Origin of the sequence: Massilia sp. CT11-137 (assembly GCF_047302885.1) — a bacterium.
In the GTDB taxonomy this organism is placed as follows: Bacteria; Pseudomonadota; Gammaproteobacteria; order Burkholderiales; family Burkholderiaceae_D; genus Telluria; species Telluria orientalis.
On sequence record NZ_JBKYMP010000001.1, the window covers coordinates 986,657 to 1,010,483 of the forward strand.

Consider the following 23,827-nt stretch of genomic DNA (forward strand, 5'->3'; position numbering starts at 1 on the left):
TGCGGGAAATTTTTTGATTGACTGAAAGTTATTTTAGAGCAATGAGCGCCATTCCGTCCGGTAAAATGAAGGGATCATGACTACGATTTCCACCTCCCTCTTCGATGACGTCGACTTCGAGCGGCGCTTCGGCGGCATTGCCCGCCTCTACGGCGAGCGTGCACTGGAACGGTTCCGTGCGGCGCACGTTTGCGTGGTCGGCGTCGGCGGCGTCGGCTCCTGGATCGTCGAGGCGCTGGCCCGCAGCGCCGTCGGCCGGCTCACGCTCATCGACCTCGACAACGTGGCCGAATCCAACATCAACCGGCAGATCCAGGCCCTGTCGACCACGGTCGGCATGCCCAAGATCGAGGCGCTGAAACAGCGCATCGCGCTCATCAATCCGTACTGCCAGGTCGATCTCGTCGAAGACTTCATCGATCCGGACAACATTCCGCAGATGATCGGCACCGACGGTTTCGACTACGTCGTCGACGCGATCGACAGCGTCAAGGCCAAGGCCGCGCTGATCGCGTACTGCAGCCAGCATGCGATCCCGCTGATCGTCATCGGCGGCGCCGGCGGCCAACTGGATCCGACCAAAATCGAAGTGCGCGACCTCGCCCGTACCGAGCAGGAACCGCTGCTGAAGAAAGTGCGCAAGATCCTGCGTGCCCGCTACGGCTTCGCGCGCGGCGAAAAGAACAAGTACCACATCGACGCCGTGTTCTCGATGGAACCGCTGCGCTACCCGCAGTCCGGCGACGGCGACGCCTGCGAAGTCGACGCGAACAGCATCACGGGCCTGAACTGCGCCGGCTTCGGCTCGAGCATGGTCGTCACCGCGACGTTCGGCATGGTCGCGGCCGGCCACATGTTGCGCAAGATGGCGGAGGAGGCGAATGCCGTGCCGGTGCCGGATCATGTAACCGAATCCGTCGACGCTGTGCAACCCGAGGAGGCCTTGTTATCATAGGATCAGTTTTTTACTGATTCGTGAAAAGAGGCTCCATGATCCGTCGTATCGCCCTCGCGAGCCTGCTGCTGGCGGCCGTCGCCGCCAACGCGCAGGACGCATCCCAGCAGGCCGGCGACGGCCTGCAAGGTCCCAAGGACCCGGCCCAGGCCACCGCCAACGCGGCCCATCCCGGCAACCCGAACAATCCCGTCGACCCGACGCCCGCTGGCCAGGAACAGCAAGGGCCGAAGGTGCAGGTCGTCGACCACGTGATCGGCAAGGGTGCCGAAGCCAGCGTCGGCAGCACGGTCGTCGTCAACTACACGGGCTGGTTCTACAAGCCGCTGGCCGCCAGGCAGCGCGGCCGCAAATTCGACTCGTCGCTGGACGCGGGCCGCGAACCGCTCGAGTTCCAGCTCGGCGCGCGCCAGGTCATCAAGGGCTGGGAGCAGGGCGTGCAGGGCATGAAGGTGGGCGGCAAGCGCACGCTGATCATCCCGAGCGAACTCGCGTACGGCAAGCGCGGCGCAGGCGGCGGTTCCATTCCGCCGGATTCCGACCTGATCTTCGACGTCGAACTCCTGAAGGTCAAGTAAGGGAACCTCGAAAAACCGTCACGAGCGGCAGCAATGTCGGTTGAGAAGCGCAGCTGTACGCTAGTACAGCGAGCATCGAAGACCGACAGTGCAACGCGCAGTAGGTTTTTCGATGTTTTCTTAAGTCAAAACTCATCAACGGGAGAACTGCATGCGTATCGCGAACGACGTGACGGAACTGATCGGCAATACCCCCTTGGTGCGGATCCGCCGCCTGGCGCAGGGCGCCGGCGCCGATCTCACCGCCAAGCTCGAGTTCTACAATCCGGCCCACAGCGTGAAGGACCGGATCGGCTGGGCCATGATCGAAGCGGCCGAGCAGGCCGGCAAGATCGGCCCGAACACCATCATCGTCGAGCCCACCAGCGGCAACACGGGCATCGCGCTGGCAATGGTGTGCGCGGCGCGCGGCTACCGCTGCCGCCTCGTCATGCCGGAAACGATGAGCAACGAACGGCGCATGCTGCTGCGCGCCTACGGCGCCGAACTGGTGCTCACGCCGGGGCCGGAAGGCATGCTGGGCGCCATCCGCCGCGCCGAGGAAATCGTCGCGGCCGACCCGAACTGCTTCATGCCCCAGCAGTTCAACAATCCCGCCAACCCGGAAGTCCACCGCCGCACGACGGCCGAGGAAATCTGGCGCGATACCGACGGCAAGGTCGACATCCTCGTGGCCGGCATCGGCACGGGCGGCACGATCACGGGCGTGGCCGAAGTGATCAAGGCGAGGAAGCCGTCGTTCCAGGCCATCGCCGTGGAACCGGAAGCGTCGCCGATCCTGTCGAAGGGCACGAAGGGCCCGCACCCGATCCAGGGCCTCGGCGCCGGCTTCATTCCGGACGTGCTGAACACGAAAGCCTACGACGAAGTCATCACCGTCAAGAACGAGGATGCTTTCGAGACGGCTCGTGCGGCCGCGCGCGAGGAGGGGCTGCTGGTCGGCATCTCGTCCGGCGCTGCCCTGTGGGCCGCGATCCAGGTCGCCAAACGGCCGGAAAATGCGGGCAAGCTGATCGTGACGATCATTCCGTCGTTCGGCGAGCGCTATCTCAGTACGGCGTTGTACGCGAACCTGGCCGGCTGATCAGGCTTTCCATGTAAAAACGGCCCGCTTGCATGCGGGCCGTTTTATTTAGTGTGCGTGTGAGTGACCGTGATGATGGTCATGATCATGATCGTGATCGTGATCGTGATCGTCATGCGCCTCCGGCCCATCGTGCAGGCAGCAACTGCTGTGCTTGGTCGTCCCTTGCTCCACCTGCAGCGTGCAGTGATGGATGGCGAAATCCTCGCGCAGGTGCCCGACGATCTCGTCGATGGCCGCATCGCCCGGATAGCCGCCCGGCATCACGAGGTGGGCCGTGAGGGCCGTTTCCGTCGTGCTCATCGCCCAGATGTGGACGTCGTGCACTTCGGTCACGCCGGGTTGCGCGGCCAGGAAGGCCGTGACGCCCGTCGCGTCGACACTGGCCGGCACGCCCGCCAGCACCATCTGGATCGATTCCTTGAGCAGCGACCACGTCCCCACGACGATCACGACGACGAGCACGAGGCTGACGACCGGGTCGAGCCACGACCAGCCCGTGTAGATGATCACGACGCCGGAGATGACGACGCCAAGCGACAGCAAGGCATCCGCCGCCATGTGCTGGTAGGCGCCGCGCACGTTGATGTCGTCCTTGCTGCCGGCCACGAACAGCCAGGCCGAGAAGCCGTTGATCAGCACGCCGACGAGGGCGACGATGGACACCGTCGTGCCGGCCACCGGTTCCGGATGGGCGAAGCGATGCACGGCTTCCCATGCGATGGCGCCGCAGGCCACCATCAGCAGCAGGGCGTTGGCGAGGGCGGCCAGGATGGTCGTGCCGCGCATGCCGTACGTGAAACGGCGCGTGGGCGCGCTCTTCGTCAGCAGCGCGGCGCCCCAGGCGAGGCCGAGACCCAGCACGTCGGACAGGTTGTGGCCGGCATCGGCCATCAGCGCCGTCGAGTTGGCGATGAAGCCGTAGATGAATTCGATGGCGACGAACGCGGTGTTCAGGCCGATCGCGATGCCGAACGCGCGGCCGTTGTCGCCCGGCGTCGGGTGATGATGGTGGCCATGTCCATGGCCGTGGGAATGGTGGTGACTCATGCGTCCAGTCCGGTGGTGGGTTCGGCGATGTGTTCGAACATATTGGAAAGCAGGCCGCTGATGTGGGCATCGGCGGCCGCATAGAACACCTGCTTGCCCTGGCGCTCCGCCTTGACGATGCGGGCCGCGCGCAACAGGCGCAAGTGGTGGCTGACCAGCGAACTGGACAGGTTCAACGCGCCGGCGATATCGCCCACGGCCGTCGGCTGCGCCAGGCAGGCGAGCACGATCCGCAACCGCGTGGGGTCGCCCAGCAGGTGGAACAGGTCGGCGAGTTCGTCGACCGCATTGTCGATGTCGGGTGGGATGCTCATGCTTAACGTTTGAAGAACTGTTCACATGTTAAGCGCATAGACGTGGCGGGCGCAAGGGATATCGTACCGACGTGGCGAAGGTGTAATGAAGACTCGCGCGTTTGGCGGGCTCGGGGCGCCCACCCTACGAATCGAGCGGCGCACGGGTAGAGTGGGCACCCCGTGCCCACGCGGAAGTTGGTGTTACCGGAGCGTTACGGCACCTGCCCATCCACGTCCCGCACCTCCGGCTGCCCCAACCCAAGCTTCTGCAACTGCGGCAGAATCGCCGCGCGATCCCCGACGGCGATGACTTTCAGCTGATCAGGCTTCAGGTATTTCTGCGCCGCCGCCTGCACCTGCGCCGCCGTCACGGCGCGGAACCGGTCGGGCAGGGTGCGCCAGTAATCCGCCGGCAGGTCGAACACGAAAGTCTCGGCCAGGCTCGCCCCGATGCCGCTGTTCGTTTCGAACTGTCCCGGCAGCGAATACACCTGCGAGTCGCGCGCGCCCGCCAGTTCGGCCGCAGGCAGCGGCTTGGCGCGCATGCCGTTCACTTCCCTGAAGATCTCGGAAATGGAAGCCCCCGTGACATCCGTGCGCACGCTGCCCGCGATGGTGAACGGGCCCGGTGTGCGGTCGTAGCGGAACGCCGAGAACACGCCGTAGCTGTAGCCCTTGTCTTCGCGCAGGTTGAGGTTGATGCGGCTCGAGAACAGGCCGCCCAGCGCCGCGTTCATGACCTGCATGGCCGGATAGTCCGGCGTCCTGCGCGCGGCCGCGATCGTCGTCACGCGCAGCGCCGTCTGCGGCGTGCCCGGCTTGTCGACGACGACGAGGCGCGCCTTGGTGCCGGCAGGATCGCCGACCGACGTCACGGCAGCATCGGCGCGTTCCCAGCCGCCGAAGCGGGCCGTTGCCAGCGTGCGCAACTCGTCCGCCGTGATGTCGCCGGAGACGACGAGGGCCGCATTGCCCGGCAGGTAGTGGCGGCGCCAGAAGCGCACGAGGTCTTCGCGCGTCGTCGCGCGGATCGCCTGTTCCGTGCCCAGCTGGCCGTAGCCGTACGGGTGATCCGGGCCGTACAACGCACCGGCCGCGGCGACGACGGCGACGAGGGCGGGATCGTCGCGCTGCTGCGTCAGTTCGCCGATGCGGGAGGCGCGCTGGCGTTCGACTTCCGCGGTCGGGAAGGCCGGGTGCAGCACGACGTCGGCCAACACGTCCAGCGCCTGCGGGAACGTGGAACGCAGCGCGAGCAGCGACACGGTCGACGCGTCCGCCGTACTCCCGCTGCCGAGGAAGGCGCCGAGCTGCGCGATCTCGTCGGCGATGCGCGGCGCGCTGCGGGTGGCCGTGCCTTCGTCCAGCATCTGCGCCGTGAAGCCGGCGAGGCCCGGCTGGTCGGATGGATTGGCGTCGGAGCCGCTTTTCACGACCAGTTCCGCCGCCACGAGCGGCAGCGCGGGGTTCGGGTGGACGATGACCGTCAGCCCGTTCGGCAGCTTGAACGCGTCGCCCTGCGGCAGCGTGAAGCGCGGCGCCGGTCCCGGTTTCGGCGGCGTGCGGCGCCACGCCTCGTCGCGGTTGATGCCGGCGGCGCGGTCGATCTTGCCGGTCTTCGAGACTTGGGGCGGTGGCGGCGCCGGCACGTCGGGGCCGAGGTCCGGCTTGCCCGGCACGCCGGCGACGATCACGCGCGCGTTCGGCTGCAGGTAGGCCTGCGCGACGCGGCGCACGTCGGCGGCGGTGACGCGGCGCAGGCGCTCGATGTCCTTCGGCAGGTAGCCCGGGTCGCCCGTGTACTGGTTGTACTGGTTGATCTGGTTCGCGAGGCCCGTGCCGCCCAGCTTCTCGATCGACGTCAGCATCGCCGTCTCGATCGTGTTGCGGGCGCGTTCGACTTCCTGCTCGGACGGTCCCGTGTCGCGCAGCGCCTTGAGTTCCGCATCGATCGCCGTCTCCAGCTCGGACGGTTCGTGGCCCGGGCGCGCGGTCGCGTCGACGATGAAGGTCGACGTCAGCGCGTTGGAATTCTGCGCGGCCGCCGCTTCCTGCGCGATCTGCCGTTCGTACACGAGGGTTTTATACAGGCGGCTCGACTTGCCGCCCGCGAGGATCTGTGCCGTCACCGCCAGCTCGGCGTCGCCCGGCTGGAAGGCCGGCGGCGTGAGCCACGCCATGTACAGGCGCGGCAGCTCCACGCGGTCCGGCACCGTGATGCGGCGCTCGCGCGCGATGGCGGGTGTCGCGACCTTCGGATGCACGACGGGCGGACTCTTTTTGAAGCTGCCGAAGTATTTGGCGACGAGGGCGCGCGTCTTGGCCTTGTCGATGTCGCCGGCGATCACGATGCTGGCGTTGTTCGGGCCATAGTAGCGTTTGAAGAAATCGCGCACGTCGGCCAGCTTCGCGTTCTGGATGTCGGCGTGCGAGCCGATGACGGCGGCGTAATACGGGTGCGTCTTCGGGAACAGCGCGTGGTTCAGCGCTTCCTCGACGACGCCGTAGGGGCGGTTCTCGACGCTCTGGCGGCGCTCGTTGCGCACGACGTCCTGCTGGTTCGACAGCGCCGCCTGATCCAGCACGTCGAGCAGGTAGCCCATGCGGTCGGCGTGGACCCACAGCGCGAGTTCGAGCTGGTTCGACGGTACCGTGTCGTAGTAATTGGTGCGGTCGTAGTCCGTGCTGCCGTTGCTGTCGGTGGCGCCGGCGCCTTCCAGCAGGCGGTCGGCGAGGCCGCGCGGCAGGTGCCGCGTCCCGGCGAACATCATGTGCTCGAACAGGTGGGCGAAGCCGGTGAGCCCTGGCGCCTCGTTGGCGGGGCCGACGTGGTACCAGATGTTGACCGCAACGTTGGGCAGGCGGTGGTCCTCGACGAGGATCACTTCCAGGCCGTTGGGCAGCGTCGTCTTGTCGTAGCGGACCTCGGGCACCTCGGCCGCTGCCACCGGCCCTGCGAGGAGGAGCAGCAGGGAAAAACAGGAGAGGAGGCGTGTCATGCGGGCTCCGTTGTTTTAATGACAGGCGGCGCTGCCGCGGTCGGGTGGGGCGATGCTGAAGGACGCGAGCCGCGTCGACTCGACGAATTCCCAGCCGTACCCGCCCGCGTACAGGCGCAGGCGCAGCACGCCGGTGCGGTTGCTGTCGCGGACTTCGCTGTGCGCGACGGTGAACAGGAACGGCGTCGGATACGCGCCGCCGGTGCCGACGACGAACTGGCGGATGCCGTGCGTCGGGTCGAGCCGGCCATCCGCATCCTGCGGGGCGAAGCGTTCGTAGTCGTGGTCATGGCCGGACAGCACCAGCTCGGCGCCGGCCGCGTACAGCAGCTGCCAGGCGTCGCGCATCTTCGGGATGCTGCCGTGGCCGCCCGAGCTGTACAGCGGATGGTGCCAGTAGGCGAGCGTGCAGCGCGCGGGGTGGGCGGCGAGGTCGGCGCGCAGCCAGTCCAGCTGGGCCGCGTGCTGGGCCGGGGCGACGTTGCTGTCCAGCGAGATGATGTGCCAGGTGCCCAGCTCGAAGCTGTAGTAACCGCGGCCGGCGCGCGCCCCCCACCAGTCGAAATAGGGCTTCGCGCCCGGCGTGTAGTACTCGTGGTTGCCGGGTGCGGGCCACGTGCGGTCCTTGAAGCGGCCCCACGTCGGCGCATAGCAGCCGGTGAACTCCTTCATGGCGCCGCGCGGATAGGTCAGGTCGCCCAGCGCCAGCACGACGGCCAGCGGGTCCTGCGCGAGGCCGGCGGCGACGGTGGCGGCCGTGTCGGCCGCGCCCGAATACGCCGGATCGCGGTATGCACAGCGCGCGATGTCGCCGGCCGCGTACACGGTGATGCCCTGGTCCGGGCTTGCTGCGGCCGCGTTCAAGGAAGCGGCCGCCAGGAGCGCGGCCGCGGCCAGACGGCGCATCCTTACTCGAGCAGCCGCAAGAGGCCGGCCAGCGCGTGCGCCACCGTCTGCTCGCGGACCGCGTGGCGGTCGCCGGAGAATACGAGGCGTTCGGTGTACGTCGTGTCGCCCTTCGACCAGCCGAAGCACACCGTGCCCACGGGCTTGCCGGGCACGGCGCCGGTCGGGCCGGCGATGCCGGTCGTGGACACGGCCACGTCGGCGTTGCTGTTGGCGACCGCGCCCTCGGCCATCGCGCCCGCGACTTCCTCGCTGACGGAACCGAATTGCGCGATCAGCGCGGCCGGCACGTCCAGCATCTCCGTCTTGGAGGCGTTCGAATACGTCACGAAACCGCATTCGAACCAGCCGGTCGAGCCGGGGATTTCCGTGATGGCCTGGGAGACGCCGCCGCCGGTGCAGGATTCGGCCGTGGCCAGCAGCAGGTTCTTGGATTCGAGTGCCCGGCCTACACGGGTGGCCAGGTCGATGATGTCGTTCGTCACGTGTCGCTCCTCCTTGTAATGGCGGTAGCAGAGAACCGCCAGGTCTCCAGGATCCAACCGAGTGCGCCGCCGTGTGCCGGTCGCGGAAACGTTCCGCTGCGCGCTCGCGTCCATTCTAGCGCGCCTTCCCGCCCTGCGGCATCGGAATCTTAACGAAAAGCCATTCTTGCGGTTATGCCTTTAGCGTCCTTACAAACGCAAATGTCTTTACCGCTGTAAATGACAGGCCCCGTTCCGTGCGACATCGTCCCCGGTCGTGCTGCTATCCTGCTCGCCTTGCGGGCTGGCCCGCTTGTTGTTCATTGACCGAACCAGGACCTCGCATGCCGCTCGACCGTTTCGCGCATGACCATCCGGGGCCGGCATACTCATGATGGTCTTTTCACGCGCAGCCGCGCGGCCTGTCCGCCGGGCGGCGCTGTGCCTGCTGATCCTCGCGGGTGCCGCCCACGCCGGCACAGGCCCCCTTGGCGCGCCTGAGCACAAGCTCAAGGCGGCCTACCTGTACCGTGTGGCCACGTTCGTCGACTGGCCGGACGCCGCGTTCGCGCACGCCGGCAGTCCGTTGCTGGTCGGCGTCGCCGGTAACGACGCGCTGGCCATCGAAGCCGCACAATTCATGACGGGCCGCCTCGTGCATGGCCGCGCGCTGGCGGTCCGGCGCGTCGACCCGCGCGCGCTGCCGCCCGGCCTGCACGTCCTGTACGTGGCCGCGTCGCCCGCGCGCGGCCGGTTGCTCGCGGCCGTGCGCAGCCAGCCCGTATTGACGGTGTGCGACGGCGTCCCCGCACCCGGTTGCGTCGTCGGACTCGTGGCGGACGGGGACCGCCTGCGGCTGCGCATCGACCGGCTCGAAGCGATGGCCGCGCAGCTGCGCATCAGCGCGCGCCTGCTGGCGCTGGCGACGTGGTGATGCCATGATCCGTCCGCGCCGCTCCATCCGCGAAAAACTCGTCACGATCGTGATGTCGACGACGCTCGCCGCGCTGGCCGTGTCCGTCGGCACCGTCGTCGTCTACGACCTGCGCAGCTATAAACACGCGCTGCTGACCGACCTCGCGACGCAGGCCGAACTGGTGGGGCACATGACGTCGGCCGCGCTGGCCTTCGACGACGCGCGCCTCGCGCGCGAGAACCTGGCCCTGCTGCGCAGCCGGCCGTCGGTGCGCGCCGCCGCGATCTACGACGAGAAGGGCGCGCTGTTCGCGACCTATGTGGCGCCCGGCGCGGACAGCACGTTCCCGGTGCGGCCCGCGAAGGGCGGCCGGTCCGTGCATGCGGGCGGCACGGCAACCTATGTCGGGCGCGGCGACGAACTGGTGCTGTACAAGCCGATCAGCGAAAACGGCGACCTGCTCGGCACCGTCTACCTGCGCTCGGAAAACCAGCTGATGGAACGCATGCGCGACTACCTCGTCATCTGCGCGTGCGTGACGGTGCTGGCCCTGTTCACCGCGTGGCTGCTCGTGCGCCGCCTCGGCCACACGATCACGACGCCCATCGATGCCATCACCCGCATCGCGCGCGAAGTCGTGGCGCGGCGCGACTATTCGCGGCGCGCGCCGCGCATCAGCGAGGACGAGGCGGCGGAACTCGTCGACTCCTTCAACGCGATGCTGACCGAGATCGAGCAGCGCACGCGCGCGCTCGAAGACTCGAACCGCGAGATCGCGCGCCTGAACGAAGGCCTGGAAGCGCGCGTGCAGGAACGCACGGCCCAGCTGGAGCTCGCCAATTCGGAACTGGGACTCGCGATCGACGAAGCGCGGAATGCCAACCAGGCCAAGTCCGCGTTCCTGTCGTCGATGAGCCATGAGCTGCGCACGCCGCTCAACGCCATCCTCGGCTTCGCGCAGATCCTGGCATCGAAGGACATGCCGACGACGCCGGAGCAGAAGCTCGAATTCTCCGGCCATATCCTGAAATCCGGCCGACACCTGCTCACCCTGATCAACGAGATCCTCGACCTGGCCAAGGTCGAGGCAGGGGCCGTGAGCCTGTCGATGGAACCGGTGCTGCTGGCCGAGGTGCTCGCCGAATGCGAGGGCATGATCGCGCCGCTGGCCGCCGCGCGCGGCGTGCGCGTGCTGTTCCCGGAGGCGCCGGCGGCGCGCCTGCTGGCCGACCGTACGCGCCTGAAGCAGGTCCTGCTGAACCTGTTGTCGAACGCGGTGAAGTACAACCGCGACGGCGGCGCCATCGTCGTCGATTGCGCGCAACCGGCGCCGCAGCGCCTGCGCCTGTCGGTGCAGGACACGGGCATGGGCTTGAGCCCTGAACAGGTCGCGGGCCTGTTCCAGCCCTTCAACCGCCTGGGCCAGGAAGCAGGCACGCAGGAAGGCACGGGCATCGGCCTCGTGGTGACGCGCCGCCTCGTCGAGCTGATGGGCGGCGAGATCGGCGTGACCAGCAGCCCCGGCGTGGGCAGCGTGTTCTGGATCGAGCTGGCCGTCGCCGGTACGGATGGCGCGTCGCCTGCCGCCCCGCCTGCCGCGCGGTCGGTGCCCGTCCGGGCGGACGGCACCGGACCCGGAGAGCCGCATACGGTGCTGTACATCGAAGACAATCCGGCCAACCTGAAGCTCGTGCAGGAGATCGTGCGCTTCCGGTCCGACCTGCGCCTCGTGAGCGCGCCGGACGGCCACTTCGGCCTGTCGCTCGCGCGCAGCCAGAAACCCGACGTCATCCTGATGGACCTGAACCTGCCCGGCCTCTCCGGGTTCGAGGTCCTGGCGCAGCTGCGCCGCGAACCCGAGACCGCGCGGATCCCGGCCATCGCGGTATCCGCCAACGCCATGCGCGCCGACATCGACCGCGCGCTGGCGGCCGGCTTCACGTACTACCTGACCAAGCCGATCGACATCGGCCAGTTCAACGAGGCCATCGACGCCGTACTGTCAGCCCGAATGAGGACGACCCCATGATTTCCGCCACCGACATCCGCCACGCGCACATCCTCGTCGTCGACGACGAACCGGTGAACGTGCAGCTGCTCGAGTTCCTGCTCAAGACCAGCGGCTACGAGCACGTCGCCAGCACCACCGACCCGCGCCAGGTCGCCGCGCTGCACCTGCAGCATCGCTACGACCTGATCATCCTCGACCTGCAGATGCCGCACATGGACGGCTTCCAGGTGATGGAAGCGTTGAAGCCGATGGAGCGCGAGTCCTGGCTGCCCGTGCTCGTGGTGACGGCGGAGCCGGACAAGAAGCTGGCCGCGCTGGAAGCGGGCGCGCGCGACTTCATCGGCAAGCCGTTCGACACGGTGGAGGTCCTGACGCGCATCCGCAACCTGCTCGAAGTGCGGCTGTTCCACAAGGAGTCGCAGGACTACGGCGCGCGCATGGAGCGCACGGTGCGCGAGCGGACGGCCGAGCTGCAGCGCTTCCGCGGCGCGATGGACGCGACCACCGACGCCATCTTCCTCGTCGACGCGCGCACGATGGCGATGGTCGACGTCAGCGACGGCGCCTGCCGCATGCTGGGTTTTTCGCGCGAGGCGCTGCTGCGCATCGATCCGGTGGCGCTGGGCCTCGCGGAACGCGCTCAGCTCGAACGCTATGCGGACCCGGCGTCCACGTCGCGCGAGCACGACATCGTCGAGACGGAGCTGCTGCGCGCGGACGGGCAGGGCGCGGTGCCGGTCGAGATCAGCTGGCAGCTGCAGCAGCAGGACAACAGCCACCGCATCCTGATCGCTGTCGCGCGCGACATCAGCGAGCGCCTGCAGGCCGCGCAGCGCCTGAAGCACATGTCGAACTACGACAGCCTGACCGGCCTGCCGAACCGCAGCCTGTTCTTCCACACGCTGCGCGACGCCATCGAACTCGCGCAAGACAAGAACTGGCGTATCGCCGTGCTGTTCATCACGCTCGACCGCTTTAAAATCGTCAACGACTCGCTCGGCCCCGCGCTGGGCGACGAGCTGCTGCGCCAGTTCAGCACGAGACTGGTGCGCTGCGTACGCCTGCGCGACACGATCGGCCGGCTCGGTGGCGACGAGTTCGCGCTGATCCTGACGATGACGCGCGAGCAGACGGAGGACGAAGCGGTCAGCGTCGCCAACGAGGTGCGCGAGGCGCTGCGCGCCCCGTTCGACCTGAACGGCCAGCAGGCCGTGCTGACGGCCAGCATCGGCATCGCGATGTACCCGGACGACGCCACGGACCCGGGCACGCTGGTGAAATACGCGGACGTGGCGATGGTGCGCGCGAAGGAGGCGGGCCGCGACGGCTACCGCTTCTTCACGGCCGGGATGAACGTGCAGGTGCTGGCGCGGCTCGACCTCGAACTGGCGCTGCGCGCGGCCATCGACGGCGAGCAGTTCGAGCTGCACTACCAGCCCAAGCTGGACCTGAACACGGGCCGCGTGACCGGCGTGGAGGCGCTGCTGCGCTGGCGCCGTCCCGGCGTCGGCCTCGTGTACCCGGCCGAATTCGTGCCCGTCATGGAAGACACGGGCATGGTCGTGCGCGTGGGCGCGTGGATCATCGACGAGGCCTGCCGCCAGATCGCCGCGTGGAATGCGGAGGGCGTGCGCGACGTACGCGTGGCCGTCAACGTGTCGAGCCGCCAGTTCGTCGAGGGCGACCTGGAAGGCGACATCCGCGCGGCGCTGGCGGAGCACCGCGTGGATCCGGGCCTGCTCGAACTGGAGCTGACGGAAAGCGCGCTGATGTCGAACTTCGAGCACACGGTGCAAGTGCTGGAGCGCTTGAAAGCACTGGGCATCCGCATCGCCATCGACGATTTCGGCACCGGCTATTCGAGCCTCGCGTACTTGAAGCGCTTCCCGATCGACAAGCTGAAGATCGACATCGCGTTCGTGCGCGACATCACGACGAACCCGGACGACGCCGCGATCGCGCTGGCCATCATCAGCATGGCGCACAGCCTGCACATGCAGGTGATCGCGGAGGGCGTGGAATCGCGCGCGCAGATGGCGCTGCTGCGCCGCCACCGCTGCGACGAGATCCAGGGTTTTCATTTTTCGCGCGCGCTGCCGCCGGCCGACCTGGCCCGGCTGGTGCTGGAGAACCGCGCCCAGCCGACGCGCCCGGCGGAGGACGACCGCAACGTCCAGACGCTGCTGCTGGTGGACGACGACGTCAACGTGCTGGCCGCGCTGCACCGGCTGTTCAGGCGCGACAACTACCGCGTGCTGACGGCCGCGTCGCCGGCCGAGGGCTTCGAATTGCTGGCGCTGTACCACGTGCAGGTGATCCTGTGCGACCAGAAGATGCCCGTGATGAACGGCACCGAATTCCTCAGCAAGGTCAAGGAGATGTATCCGGACACGATGCGCATCATCCTGTCCGGCTACACGGGCGTGGAGACGGTGCTCGATTCGATCAACCGGGGCGCCATCTACCGCTTCTACACGAAACCGTGGAACGAGACGGAATTGCGCGACAACGTGCGGCTCGCGTTCCGCCAGTACTGGCTCACGCACGGTCCGTACGATGACCGCAAGACGCCGCGCGGGGACGAGGAAGCGGCGTGAACGCGTGGGCACGTTTCATTTGAGGCCCCCGGCCTCAAATGCCCACCCTGCCGGCTACGCGACATCGTAGGGCGGGGTAATTGATGCCAGCGGCATCAATTACGAGCCCGCGCGAAAGCTAGCCCGGGCTGAAGTGATCCCAGCCGGCCAGCCGCAGATCGAGATCTGTGCCGTCCGCATCGACGAGACGCAAGCCCCGTTCGGAAGTGATCGACCCCACCCGCGTCACCGCCGTCCCGCTGGCCGCGCCGGCGGCCACGATCGCATCGCGCTGCGCCACCGGCGCCGTGAAGCACAGTTCGTAATCGTCCCCGCCGGCCGCGGCGAAGCGGCGGCGTAGTCCGATCGGCTGGCGGGCCAGCGCCGGGCCGGCCGGCAGCGCGTCCACGTCCAGCACGGCGCCCACGCGCGACGCGGTCAGGATGTGCTTCAAATCGCCCACGAGGCCGTCCGAGATGTCCAGCGCGGCATGCGCGAGGCCGCCTTCCGCGAGCAGGCGCCCGAGCGCCACGCGCGGCGTGGGCGCGTGCATGCGCTGGCCGGTGGCGGCGTGGTCGGCGGCATCCAGCGCGACCTCGCTGCGGCGCGCGGCCAGCCACAGGCGCGCATCGCCCAGCGTGCCCGAGATCCAGATGTCGTCGCCCGCGCGCGCGGCGTCGCGCCGCAGTGCCTGGCCGGGCGCCAGCTCGCCGAAGATCGTGATGCACACGTTCAGCGGGCCCTTGGTCGTGTCGCCCCCGACCAGCTCGCAGCCGTGGGCGTCGGCCAGCGCGAACAGGCCGCGCGAGAAGGCGTCGAGCCAGTCGGGTTCCGCCGCCGGCAGCGACAGCGCCAGCGTGAAGCCGAGCGGCCGCGCGCCCATCGCGGCGAGGTCCGACAGGTTCACGGCGAGACACTTGTGCCCGAGCGTGAACGGGTCGGCGCCGGCAAAGAAATGGCGGTCCTCGACCAGCATGTCGGACGAGATGGCCAGCACCTTGCCGGGCGTGGGGGACAGCAGCGCGCAATCGTCGCCGATGCCCAGGAAGGTGTTGGGACCGGGCGCGCGGTCGCGCTGGAAGTAGCATTTGATGAGATCGAATTCGGAGAGCATGCCGCGATTCTAATCCGTGACCGTCGCCACGTGGGCCGCGCGCCGGTAGCCGCCAGGTCCGATCCCGTAGTGGCGCTTGAACACGCGATTGAACGCCGCTTCCGACTGGTAGCCGACGGCCAGCGCGACGTCGCCGACGGCGCCCTCTCCCTGCAGCAGGGCGCGGGCGGCGCGCGCCATGCGCAGCTGGGTCAGCATGTCGGCCGGCGGCATGCCGCACAGGCGCGCGAACAGGCGGGCGAACGTGGCGCGCGACATGTGGCACGCCTCGGCCAGGTCTTCCACCTTCCACGGCCGTTCGGGCGATTCCAGCATGCGGGCGAGCGCGTTGCCCAGGCGGCGGTCGGCCAGGATGGCGAACAGGCCGGGCGCCTCGTGACCGGTTCCGGCCAGCCAGGCGCGCAGCAGCAGCGCGAACAGGGCGCCCGACAGCTGGGCGACGACGATGTCGCCGCCGGGCCGCACCTGCGTCGTCTCGTGCTGCAGCAGCCGCACGAGCGCGTGCAGGCCGGGGAAGTCATCGGCGCGGCTGGCGCGCACGACCATCACGTCGGGCAGGGCGCGCGCGAGGGCCTGGCGCGCGGCGCCGTCGAACACGAAGCTGCCGCACAGGATCGCCGTGGCGGGACCATTGCCTTCGTTGCCCTTGCGTTGCAGCGGGCCGTCGGCGCCGAGCGATCGCACCGGGGCGGCGTCCGCGGCCGGCCCGGCGTGCAGGCGGTGCGCGCTGCCGCCGGGGAAGACGACGACGTCGCCCGTCGCAAGGTCCAGCGTGTCGTGGCCGGGGACGTCGACGCGCGCGCCGCCCTCGACGATCACGTGGAACGGCGCCACGCCCGGCGTCGCGGCGGGTTCGTCCAGCACCCAGGGCGCCGCGAGTTCGCAGCGGATGTCGAGGGAGGTGCGGATCGTGTACAGCGACAGCAGGCGGCTCAGGGTATCCATGTCTTTATCAGATGAGACGATTGGGCAAATTATCGCAGCATCCGGGCATTCATCGTGCTGGTCCAGAGGCCTAGACTTCTTTCCACACCAACCCACAACGAAAGGAAAGATCATGAGCCGTCTTAACGCACTGGGTACCAACGCCACCGGCCGTACCGCCGAACTCTTTACCGCCATCAAAGCGAAACTGGGCAAGGTCCCGAACGCGTACGACACGATCGGCAGCAACAGCGCCGTGGCCCTGGAGGCGCTGCTGGGCTTCGATGCGAAGCTGGCCGACACGAGCCTGTCGAAAAAAGAGATCGAGGTGATCAAGCTGGCCGTCAGCGAAGTGAGCGGTTGCGATTATTGCCTGGCCGCGCATACGCTGATGGGCAAGATGGCCGGCCTGAGCCCGGAGGAAATCCTCGCCGCAAGGAAGGGTAACGTCAACGGCAACCCGGGCGGCGATGCGAAACTGGACGCGCTGTCGACGTTCGTGCGTGAAGTGGCGGGCACCCGCGGCACCGTGCCGCAGCCGGTGGTGGATGCGTTCAAGGCGGCCGGCTACACGGATACGCAGGTGGTGGACACGATCTTCGCGATCAGCAGCATCACGTTCACGAACCTGCTGAACCGCATCAACGACACGGTGGTGGACTTCCCGAAAGCGCCTGCCTGAAGCGGAACGGGGCGGGAAGCGGAGGCAGGTGCCATGCTACCTGCCTCCGGTCACGACTGTCGATACCAAGAAATACGTAGACGGTTCGCGGTGACACTCTGCTAAAATCGGAGACCCCCGGTTAGTTCAGGAAGGCTGCAAAGCATGGATTCGTCAATCGATAAAAAAGAAGAACTACGTCAACAACTGCGGGCTGCCGCGCTCGAGTACCACCAGTTTCCCTCTCCCGGCAAGATCGCCGTCACCCCGACCAAATCCGTCCTGAACCAGCGCGACCTGGCTTTGGCGTACTCGCCGGGCGTCGCCGCGCCCTGCGAAGAAATCGTCAAGGACCCCGCCAGCGCCTATAAATATACGGCGCGCGGCAACCTCGTCGCGGTCATCTCGAACGGTACCGCCGTCCTCGGCCTCGGCAACATCGGCCCGCTTGCCTCGAAACCGGTCATGGAAGGCAAGGGCGTGCTGTTCAAGAAGTTCGCCGGCATCGACGTGTTCGACATCGAGATCAACGAAACCGATCCGGACAAGCTGATCGAGGTGATCGCCGCGCTGGAACCGACGTTCGGCGGCGTGAACCTCGAGGACATCAAGGCGCCCGAGTGCTTCTACATCGAGCGCAAGCTGCGCGAGCGCATGAAGATCCCGGTCTTCCACGACGACCAGCACGGCACCGCGATCATCGTCGGCGCCGCCATCCTGAACGGCCTGAAGGTCGTCGGCAAGGATCTCAAGAAGTGCAAGATGGTCGTGTCCGGCGCGGGCGCCGCGGCGCTGGCCTGCCTCGACCTGGCGGTCGACCTCGGCTTCCCGATCGAGAATATTTACGTGACCGACCTCGCCGGCGTCGTCTACAAGGGCCGCACCGAGCTGATGGACCCGGACAAGGAACGCTTCGCCCAGGATACGCCGGCCCGTTCGCTGTCCGAGATCATCCCGGACGCCGACATCTTCCTGGGCCTGTCCGCCGGCGGCGTGCTCAAGCCGGAAATGGTCGCGAAGATGGCGCCGAACCCGCTGATCCTGGCGCTCGCCAACCCGAACCCGGAAATCCTGCCGGAAGACGCGAAGGCCGTCCGCGACGACGTCATCATCGCCACCGGCCGTTCGGACTACCCGAACCAGGTCAACAACGTGCTGTGCTTCCCGTACATGTTCCGCGGCGCGCTGGACTGCGGCGCAACGACGATCACGCGCGAAATGGAAATCGCCGTGGTGCACGCGATCGCCGACCTGGCCCACGCGGAACAGTCGGACATCGTGGCATCGGCCTACGGCATCTCGAACCTGTCGTTCGGTCCGGAATACCTGATCCCGATGCCGTTCGACCCGCGCCTGCTGACGCACATCGCGCCGGCCGTCGCCAAGGCGGCGATGGATGGCGGCGTCGCCACCCGTCCGATCGCCGACCTGGCCGCGTACGCCGAGAGCCTGCAGCAATTTGTCTACCGCAGCGGCAGCTTCATGAAGCCGCTGTTCCAGATCGCCAAGAGCGCGCCGGCCGAGCGCAAGCGCATCGTCTTCGCCGAGGGCGAGGAAGAGCGCGTGCTGCGCGCGGTGCAGGTCGTTGTCGACGAGAACCTGGCCCGCCCGATCCTCGTCGGCCGTCCGGCCGTGCTGGAAAAGCGCATCGAGAAATTCGGCCTGCGCCTGAAGCAGGGCAAGCACTTCGACGTCATCAACCCCGACTTCGACGAGCGCTACCGCGATTACTGGCAGTCGTACCACCAGATGGTGATGCGCAAGGGCGTCACGGAAGACCTCGCCAAGCTGGCGATGCGCCGCCGTCACACGCTGATCGGCGCGATGATGATCCACAAGGGCGACGCCGACGGCATGATCTGCGGCACCTACGGCACGACCGACGTGCACCTGCAGTACATCGAGCAGGTGCTGGGCAAGCGTGCCGGCAGCAACGTCTATGCGGCGCTGAACTTCATCATCACGCAGGAACGCCAGATCGCGATGGTCGACACGCACGTCAACGAGAATCCGACCGCGGAAGAGCTGGCCGAGATCACGCTGATGGCGTCCGAGGAACTGGAGCGCCTGGGCATCACGCCGCGCGTGGCGCTGCTGTCGCACTCGAACTTCGGCACGTCGAACAGCGCGTCGGCCAGGAAGATGCGCGCCGCGTTGGGCCTCATCCAGCAAAAGGCCCCGAACCTGGAAGTCGACGGCGAGATGCACGGCGACACGGCCCTGGACACGAAGCTGCGCGCCAAGATCATGCCGCAATCGACGCTGAAGGGCGACGCCAACCTGCTCGTCATGCCGAACATCGAAGCCGCGAACATCGCCTACAACGTGGTCAAGACGGCGGCCGGCAGCGGCGTCGCCATCGGTCCCGTGCTGCTGGGTTGCGCGCGTCCGGTGCACATCCTGACCCCGTCGGCCACCGTCCGCCGCATCGTCAACATGACGGCGCTGTGCGTCGTCGACGCCGTCTCGGAGCGTTGATACGACACCTTTGTGTTGTAGATTTGCCACCTGTGACGAAATGACTCAAAAGGGCCCATTGCGGCCCTTTTGTCATTGAAATGTAGAAGTTCCCGACATTTCGTGAATATGTAATAAAGCTTGAGGGACTCGTAACAATGCGTAATCACGCGACGTGTTTGCGGGCTTTCAGGCGATAATAGACGAGTACATATTGCTTCTTTTGCACGATTTCTTTTGTGCAAGGGCCCAAGCACCACTCTGTTACAATGCGGGGTTGTTGGAAAATTATCTGGTCCGCGCCAGCGCGGCCGACGACCCGCATGCCGACCCGCCTCGGCTGTTGCGGCGGCCGCTACGGACCACCACTGGATCACCAAGAACATGCAAACAACAAAAAAGGCCCTGATCACCGGTATTACCGGGCAGGATGGAGCCTATCTGGCACAATTGCTCCTGGAAAAGGGCTACTCCGTGACCGGCACTTTTCGCCGGTCCAGCTCGGTTAATTTCTGGCGCATTGCCGAACTCGGTATCGAGCAGCATCCGAACCTGAACCTCGTCGAATACGACCTCACCGATCTCTCCTCGAGCATCCGCCTGATCGAATCCACCCGTCCGGACGAGGTGTACAACCTGGCCGCGCAGAGCTTCGTCGGCGTCTCGTTCGATCAGCCCGTGACCACCGCCTCGATCACCGGCATCGGCGCCGTCAACCTGCTGGAAGCGATCCGCATCGTCCACCCGAAAGCGCGCTTCTACCAGGCCTCCACGTCGGAGATGTTCGGCAAGGTGCAGGCCGTGCCGCAGGTCGAGTCGACCCCGTTCTATCCGCGCAGCCCGTACGGCGTCGCCAAGCTGTACGCCCACTGGATGACCGTGAACTACCGCGAGTCCTATGGCATCTTCGGCAGCTCGGGCATCCTGTTCAACCACGAGTCGCCACTGCGCGGCCGCGAGTTCGTCACCCGCAAGATCACGGATTCCGTCGCCAAGATCGTCCTGAACAAGCTGGACGTGCTGGAACTGGGCAACATGGACGCCAAGCGCGACTGGGGCTATGCGCGCGAATACGTGGAAGGCATGTGGCGCATCCTGCAGGCCGACGAGCCCGATACGTTCGTGCTGGCCACCAACCGCACCGAAACGGTGCGCGACTTCGTCACCATGGCTTTCCGCGGCGCCAACCTCGACGTCGAGTGGAAAGGCAAGGGCGAGCAGGAAACGGGGCATTGCGCCCGCACCGGCAAGCTGCTCGTGCGCGTGTCGCCGAAGTTCTACCGTCCGGCCGAGGTCGACCTGCTGATCGGCGACCCGTCCAAGGCGCAGCAAGAGCTGGGCTGGAAGGCCGAGACGTCGCTCGAACAGCTGTGCCAGATGATGGTCGACGCCGACCTGCGTCGCAACGAGACCGGTTTTTCGTTCTGACATGAACCGCATGGTCACGGAAGACCTCGTCCGGATGGTTGAGCCCAGGGAAGGCGAGGACAAGCGCGCCCTCATCACCGGCCTGCGCGGCTTCACTGGCTACTACATGGCGCGCGAGCTCACCGCCGCGGGCTATCACGTGTTCGGCACAGTGTTGCCGGGCAGCGAGACCGGACCGGACATCTTCACCGTCGACCTGACCGACCGCGCCGCGCTGGCCGCCGTCATCGAACAAGTGCGGCCGGACGTGGTGGTCCACCTGGCCGCCATCGCGTTCGTGGCCCACAACGACGCCGAGCAAATGTACCGCGTCAACGTGGTCGGCACCCGTAACCTGCTGGAAGCGCTGGCGCACGGCGCGCACAAGCCGTCCAAGGTGCTGCTCGCGTCGTCCGCCAATATCTACGGCAACGCCGCGGTGCCCGTGATCGACGAATTCGTGCCGCCCGCGCCGGCGAACGACTACGCCGTCAGCAAGCTCGCGATGGAATACATGGCGCGCCTGTGGATGGACAAGCTGCCGATCGTGATCGCGCGGCCGTTCAACTACACGGGCGTCGGCCAGAACGAGAACTTCCTGCTGCCCAAGATCGTGTCGCACTTCCGCAAGGGCGCGCGCCGCATCGAGTTGGGCAACCTGGCGATCGCGCGCGATTTTTCCGACGTGCGCACGGTGGCGAAGAGCTACCGGCGCCTGCTCGCGGCGGCACCCGCCGGCGAAGTCTTCAATGTCTGCTCCGGCCGCTCGCACTCGCTGGAGAGCCTGATCGACATGATGAGCGACATCGCCGGCTACCGCATCGAAGTGCACGTCAACCCCGCCTTCGTGCGCGCCAACGAGGTGCTCACGCTGTCCGGCAGCAACGCCAAGCTGGCAGGCACGATCGGTACGATCGAGCCCACGCCGCTGGTCGACACGCTGCGCTGGATGTACCAGGCATGAACAGGGTGCCGACCGGCCTGGACACCACCATGATCGAACTGGGCCTCCCTAAACGACGACCGGACGGCACGCCCGCCCTGCAGGACCGCCTGCGCGCGCTCCCCGGTTCCGCCGAGGCCGCCAACGATGCGCTCTTGCAGCCGGACCTGCGCATCGGCATCGGCACGACCATGATCGAGCCGGCCTTCACGGGCGGGCACCTGGACGGCATCGGCGTCTATACGCAGGCATTGCTGCGCCACCTGCCGCACGCCGGCTGCGCGATGCGGCCGTATTCCTGGCCGCGCCTGCGCAGCGCCGGGCCCGTGACGAAGGGCGAAGCGTTGCCCCGTACCTTCGAACGCGCGTCCTTCGTCGACCTCGTGACCCCGGACGCGCACCGCGTGCACATGCCCGTCGACGTGTTCCACGTGACCGACTACCGCGTCGTGCGCATGGATTGCCCCGTGGTCGCCAGCCTGCACGATGCGCTGCCCGTGAAACATCCCGAGTGGTGCAATCCGCGCATGCGTGGCCTGAAGAACTGGCTGCAGCGCAAGGCCGCGCAAAAGGCCGACCACGTGATCGCGCTGTCGCACTTCGCCATCGACGAACTGGTCGACTGCTTCGGCATCGACGAGCGCCGCATCACCGTCGTGCCGTGCGGCGTGGATGAAGAATGGCTGGCACCGCCGCCGGCGCATGCCGTGGCGATGACCCTGCAGGCCAACGGATTGCGTCCGGGGTATTTCCTGTTCGTGGGCACGCTGCAGCCGCGCAAGAACGTCGAGCGCCTGCTGGACGCCTACCTGTCGCTGCCGCCCGCCGTGCGCGCGGAGCGCCAGCTCGTCATCGTCGGCAGTGCCGGTGCGCGCTCGGAAGACCTGCTGCGCCGCATCGCCGCCGCCGTGCAGGACGGGGCGAACGTCGTCTGGCTGAACCGGCTCACCGACAACACCGAACTGCGCCACGTGTACGCCGGCGCGGGCGTGTTCGTGTTCGCGTCGCTGTACGAAGGCTTCGGCATCCCGGTCGTCGAGGCGTTCGCGTCCGGCGTGCCGGTCGTCGCGTCGAACACGACGTCGCTGCCGGAAGTGACGGCCGGCGCGGCGCTGGAGGTCGATCCGCTCGACACCGGCGCGATCGCCGACGCCATGCTCGCGCTGGCGCGCGAACCCGCCGTGCGGGCGCGCTGCATCGCGGCCGGGCGGGCGCGCGCCGCCCAGCTGACCTGGAACGCGACGGCGCGCCAGACCGCCGCCGTCTACCGCTCTTTACTCTGACCAGACTGCCTCCATGTCCCAGCCCATGCGTGTCCTGCACTTCTACAAGACCTATTTCCCCGATTCGGTCGGCGGCGTCGAACAGGTCATCCGTCAGATGTGCGTGGGAACAGGGCGTCTGGGCATCACGAACCAGGTGTTGTCGCTGTCGCGCGACCGCCGCCTGGAACCGTTCGACTACGAAGGCCATACGGTGCACCGCGTGCCGCTGAACTTCGAGGTGGCGTCGAACGCGGTGTCGGTGCAGGCGATCGGCAAGCTGGCGCGCATGGCGGCGGAAGCCGACGTCGTGCACTACCACTTTCCGTGGCCGTTCATGGACCTGGCGCACTTCATCGCCCGCATCGACAAGCCGACCGTCGTCACGTACCACTCCGACATCGTGCGCCAGAAAGCGCTGCTGAAGCTGTACCAGCCCCTGAAGCACCGGTTCCTGGAAAGCGTCGACACGATCGTCGCGACGTCGCCCAACTACCTGGCGTCGTCGGCCGTGCTCGACCGCTACCGCGACAAGACGCGCGTGATCACGTTCGGCCTCGACAAATCCAGCTATCCGGAACCGGACCAGGCCCGCCTGGACCACTGGCGCGCGCGGGTCGGCCCGAAATTCTTCCTGTTCGTGGGCGTGCTGCGCTACTACAAGGGCCTGCACATCCTGCTCGACGCCGTGGCCGGCACGGATTACCCCGTCGTGATCGTCGGCGCGGGTCCGATCGAGGCGGAACTGAAGGCGCACGCCGAGCGCCTGGGCCTGAAGCGCGTGCAGTTCGTCGGCGCCGTGGACGACCTCGACAAGGCGGCGCTGCTCAAGCTCTGCTACGCCGTCGCCTTCCCGTCGCACCTGCGCTCGGAAGCCTTCGGCATCTCGCTGCTGGAAGGCGCGATGTACGGCAAGCCGATGATCTCCAGCGAGATCGGCACGGGCACCACGTACATCAACGTGCACGGCGAGACCGGCCTGGTCGTGCCGCCGTCCGACCACGAGGCGCTGCGCGCCGCGATGACGCGGCTGTGGCACGATCCGCAGATGGCGCAGGAGATGGGCCAGCGCGCGGAGGCGCGCTACTGGCAGCTGTTCACGTCGGCGCAGATGGCCGACAACTATGCGCGCCTGTACCAGGAACTGGTGGCGCGCCGGGCGGATGTGCGACTGGCTGCCGCGCCGCGTCTGGGCTAAGGTCACGCGTGGGCACGGGGGGCCCA

Annotated in this window: 19 protein-coding genes; 12 read left to right on the top strand and 7 right to left on the bottom strand. The window is 67.4% G+C overall.

Annotated elements, in window-relative coordinates; genetic code table 11:
- The first annotated feature begins 76 nt into the window (after positions 1 to 76).
- The 3 genes from tcdA (at position 77) to cysK (ending at position 2,617) form a co-directional block, all read left to right on the top strand.
- Entirely contained in the window at positions 77 to 955 is an 879-nt protein-coding gene (gene tcdA / locus ACEN98_RS04455) for a tRNA cyclic N6-threonylcarbamoyladenosine(37) synthase TcdA (RefSeq protein ID WP_413337277.1), read from the top strand.
- A 35-nt stretch (positions 956 to 990) separates the two neighbouring features.
- Positions 991 to 1,533, top strand: coding sequence for an FKBP-type peptidyl-prolyl cis-trans isomerase (locus ACEN98_RS04460; RefSeq protein WP_413337276.1), 543 nt, complete (start codon positions 991 to 993; stop codon positions 1,531 to 1,533).
- A 151-nt stretch (positions 1,534 to 1,684) separates the two neighbouring features.
- Positions 1,685 to 2,617 (top strand): cysteine synthase A, encoded by a 933-nt coding sequence (gene cysK / locus ACEN98_RS04465; protein WP_413337275.1) that lies wholly within the window; start codon positions 1,685 to 1,687, stop codon positions 2,615 to 2,617.
- A gap of 48 nt (positions 2,618 to 2,665) precedes the next feature.
- Here cysK and ACEN98_RS04470 read toward each other — a convergent pair whose 3' ends face one another.
- From ACEN98_RS04470 to ACEN98_RS04490, 5 genes are all read right to left on the bottom strand, one after another.
- Positions 2,666 to 3,667 (bottom strand): cation diffusion facilitator family transporter, encoded by a 1,002-nt coding sequence (locus ACEN98_RS04470; protein ID WP_413381788.1) that lies wholly within the window; start codon positions 3,665 to 3,667, stop codon positions 2,666 to 2,668.
- On the bottom strand, positions 3,664 to 3,981 hold the full coding sequence (locus tag ACEN98_RS04475; protein WP_036236165.1) for an ArsR/SmtB family transcription factor: 318 nt from the start codon (positions 3,979 to 3,981) through the stop codon (positions 3,664 to 3,666). Before ACEN98_RS04475 ends, ACEN98_RS04470 begins: the two co-directional genes overlap by 4 nt.
- 194 nt (positions 3,982 to 4,175) lie before the next feature.
- Positions 4,176 to 6,962, bottom strand: coding sequence for a M16 family metallopeptidase (locus ACEN98_RS04480; protein ID WP_413381791.1), 2,787 nt, complete (start codon positions 6,960 to 6,962; stop codon positions 4,176 to 4,178).
- 15 nt (positions 6,963 to 6,977) lie between these two features.
- Positions 6,978 to 7,868, bottom strand: a complete 891-nt coding sequence (locus tag ACEN98_RS04485) for a metallophosphoesterase family protein (protein ID WP_413381794.1) — start codon at positions 7,866 to 7,868, stop codon at positions 6,978 to 6,980.
- A gap of 2 nt (positions 7,869 to 7,870) precedes the next feature.
- Positions 7,871 to 8,353, bottom strand: a complete 483-nt coding sequence (locus tag ACEN98_RS04490) for a CinA family protein (protein ID WP_036236278.1) — start codon at positions 8,351 to 8,353, stop codon at positions 7,871 to 7,873.
- Between the two features lie 370 nt (positions 8,354 to 8,723).
- Between ACEN98_RS04490 and ACEN98_RS04495 the strand changes: the two genes are divergently transcribed.
- Genes ACEN98_RS04495 through ACEN98_RS04505 form a run of 3 tightly spaced genes read left to right on the top strand, consistent with a single transcriptional unit; the run spans position 8,724 to position 13,856 of the window.
- The gene (locus ACEN98_RS04495) at positions 8,724 to 9,266 is read left to right on the top strand and encodes a YfiR family protein (RefSeq protein ID WP_413381797.1); all 543 of its coding nucleotides are present in this window, start codon (positions 8,724 to 8,726) and stop codon (positions 9,264 to 9,266) included.
- A gap of 4 nt (positions 9,267 to 9,270) precedes the next feature.
- A complete protein-coding gene (locus ACEN98_RS04500; RefSeq protein ID WP_413381800.1) occupies positions 9,271 to 11,277 on the top strand; it encodes an ATP-binding protein in 2,007 nt (668 codons plus the stop codon).
- Positions 11,274 to 13,856: an EAL domain-containing protein gene (locus ACEN98_RS04505; RefSeq protein WP_413381803.1), complete on the top strand. Its 2,583-nt coding sequence runs from the start codon at positions 11,274 to 11,276 to the stop codon at positions 13,854 to 13,856. Before ACEN98_RS04500 ends, ACEN98_RS04505 begins: the two co-directional genes overlap by 4 nt.
- A gap of 118 nt (positions 13,857 to 13,974) precedes the next feature.
- Here ACEN98_RS04505 and thiL read toward each other — a convergent pair whose 3' ends face one another.
- Together thiL and ACEN98_RS04515 are read right to left on the bottom strand one after the other, a co-directional pair.
- Positions 13,975 to 14,949, bottom strand: a complete 975-nt coding sequence (gene thiL, locus ACEN98_RS04510) for a thiamine-phosphate kinase (RefSeq protein ID WP_413381806.1) — start codon at positions 14,947 to 14,949, stop codon at positions 13,975 to 13,977.
- 9 nt (positions 14,950 to 14,958) lie between these two features.
- A complete protein-coding gene (locus tag ACEN98_RS04515) occupies positions 14,959 to 15,894 on the bottom strand; it encodes an AraC family transcriptional regulator (protein WP_413381809.1) in 936 nt (311 codons plus the stop codon).
- Between the two features lie 112 nt (positions 15,895 to 16,006).
- Between ACEN98_RS04515 and ACEN98_RS04520 the strand changes: the two genes are divergently transcribed.
- The 6 genes from ACEN98_RS04520 (at position 16,007) to ACEN98_RS04545 (ending at position 23,801) form a co-directional block, all read left to right on the top strand.
- Positions 16,007 to 16,555, top strand: a complete 549-nt coding sequence (locus ACEN98_RS04520; protein WP_413381812.1) for a carboxymuconolactone decarboxylase family protein — start codon at positions 16,007 to 16,009, stop codon at positions 16,553 to 16,555.
- Positions 16,556 to 16,699: 144 nt separating this feature from the next.
- Positions 16,700 to 19,012 (top strand): NADP-dependent malic enzyme, encoded by a 2,313-nt coding sequence (locus tag ACEN98_RS04525; protein ID WP_413381815.1) that lies wholly within the window; start codon positions 16,700 to 16,702, stop codon positions 19,010 to 19,012.
- Positions 19,013 to 19,375: 363 nt separating this feature from the next.
- Positions 19,376 to 20,419: a GDP-mannose 4,6-dehydratase gene (gmd, locus tag ACEN98_RS04530; protein ID WP_413342770.1), complete on the top strand. Its 1,044-nt coding sequence runs from the start codon at positions 19,376 to 19,378 to the stop codon at positions 20,417 to 20,419.
- 10 nt (positions 20,420 to 20,429) lie between these two features.
- Positions 20,430 to 21,362, top strand: a complete 933-nt coding sequence (locus ACEN98_RS04535) for a GDP-mannose 4,6-dehydratase (RefSeq protein WP_413385948.1) — start codon at positions 20,430 to 20,432, stop codon at positions 21,360 to 21,362.
- A complete protein-coding gene (locus ACEN98_RS04540; protein ID WP_413381818.1) occupies positions 21,359 to 22,624 on the top strand; it encodes a glycosyltransferase family 4 protein in 1,266 nt (421 codons plus the stop codon). The genes ACEN98_RS04535 and ACEN98_RS04540 overlap by 4 nt, the downstream gene beginning before the upstream one ends.
- A 25-nt stretch (positions 22,625 to 22,649) precedes the next feature.
- On the top strand, positions 22,650 to 23,801 hold the full coding sequence (locus ACEN98_RS04545) for a glycosyltransferase family 4 protein (RefSeq protein ID WP_413345295.1): 1,152 nt from the start codon (positions 22,650 to 22,652) through the stop codon (positions 23,799 to 23,801).
- Positions 23,802 to 23,827 lie beyond the last annotated feature (26 nt).

Coding starts and splice junctions, on each gene's coding strand:
- gmd (WP_413342770.1), top strand. CDS start 19,376: ATGCAAACAACAAAAAAGGCCCTGATCACCGGTATTACCGGGCAGGAT.
- ACEN98_RS04500 (WP_413381800.1), top strand. CDS start 9,271: ATGATCCGTCCGCGCCGCTCCATCCGCGAAAAACTCGTCACGATCGTG.
- ACEN98_RS04460 (WP_413337276.1), top strand. CDS start 991: ATGATCCGTCGTATCGCCCTCGCGAGCCTGCTGCTGGCGGCCGTCGCC.
- tcdA (WP_413337277.1), top strand. CDS start 77: ATGACTACGATTTCCACCTCCCTCTTCGATGACGTCGACTTCGAGCGG.
- ACEN98_RS04540 (WP_413381818.1), top strand. CDS start 21,359: ATGAACAGGGTGCCGACCGGCCTGGACACCACCATGATCGAACTGGGC.
- ACEN98_RS04525 (WP_413381815.1), top strand. CDS start 16,700: ATGGATTCGTCAATCGATAAAAAAGAAGAACTACGTCAACAACTGCGG.
- ACEN98_RS04470 (WP_413381788.1), bottom strand. CDS start 3,667: ATGAGTCACCACCATTCCCACGGCCATGGACATGGCCACCATCATCAC.
- ACEN98_RS04485 (WP_413381794.1), bottom strand. CDS start 7,868: ATGCGCCGTCTGGCCGCGGCCGCGCTCCTGGCGGCCGCTTCCTTGAAC.
- ACEN98_RS04520 (WP_413381812.1), top strand. CDS start 16,007: ATGAGCCGTCTTAACGCACTGGGTACCAACGCCACCGGCCGTACCGCC.
- ACEN98_RS04495 (WP_413381797.1), top strand. CDS start 8,724: ATGATGGTCTTTTCACGCGCAGCCGCGCGGCCTGTCCGCCGGGCGGCG.
- ACEN98_RS04505 (WP_413381803.1), top strand. CDS start 11,274: ATGATTTCCGCCACCGACATCCGCCACGCGCACATCCTCGTCGTCGAC.
- thiL (WP_413381806.1), bottom strand. CDS start 14,949: ATGCTCTCCGAATTCGATCTCATCAAATGCTACTTCCAGCGCGACCGC.
- ACEN98_RS04515 (WP_413381809.1), bottom strand. CDS start 15,894: ATGGATACCCTGAGCCGCCTGCTGTCGCTGTACACGATCCGCACCTCC.
- ACEN98_RS04545 (WP_413345295.1), top strand. CDS start 22,650: ATGCGTGTCCTGCACTTCTACAAGACCTATTTCCCCGATTCGGTCGGC.
- ACEN98_RS04475 (WP_036236165.1), bottom strand. CDS start 3,981: ATGAGCATCCCACCCGACATCGACAATGCGGTCGACGAACTCGCCGAC.
- cysK (WP_413337275.1), top strand. CDS start 1,685: ATGCGTATCGCGAACGACGTGACGGAACTGATCGGCAATACCCCCTTG.
- ACEN98_RS04535 (WP_413385948.1), top strand. CDS start 20,430: ATGGTCACGGAAGACCTCGTCCGGATGGTTGAGCCCAGGGAAGGCGAG.
- ACEN98_RS04480 (WP_413381791.1), bottom strand. CDS start 6,962: ATGACACGCCTCCTCTCCTGTTTTTCCCTGCTGCTCCTCCTCGCAGGG.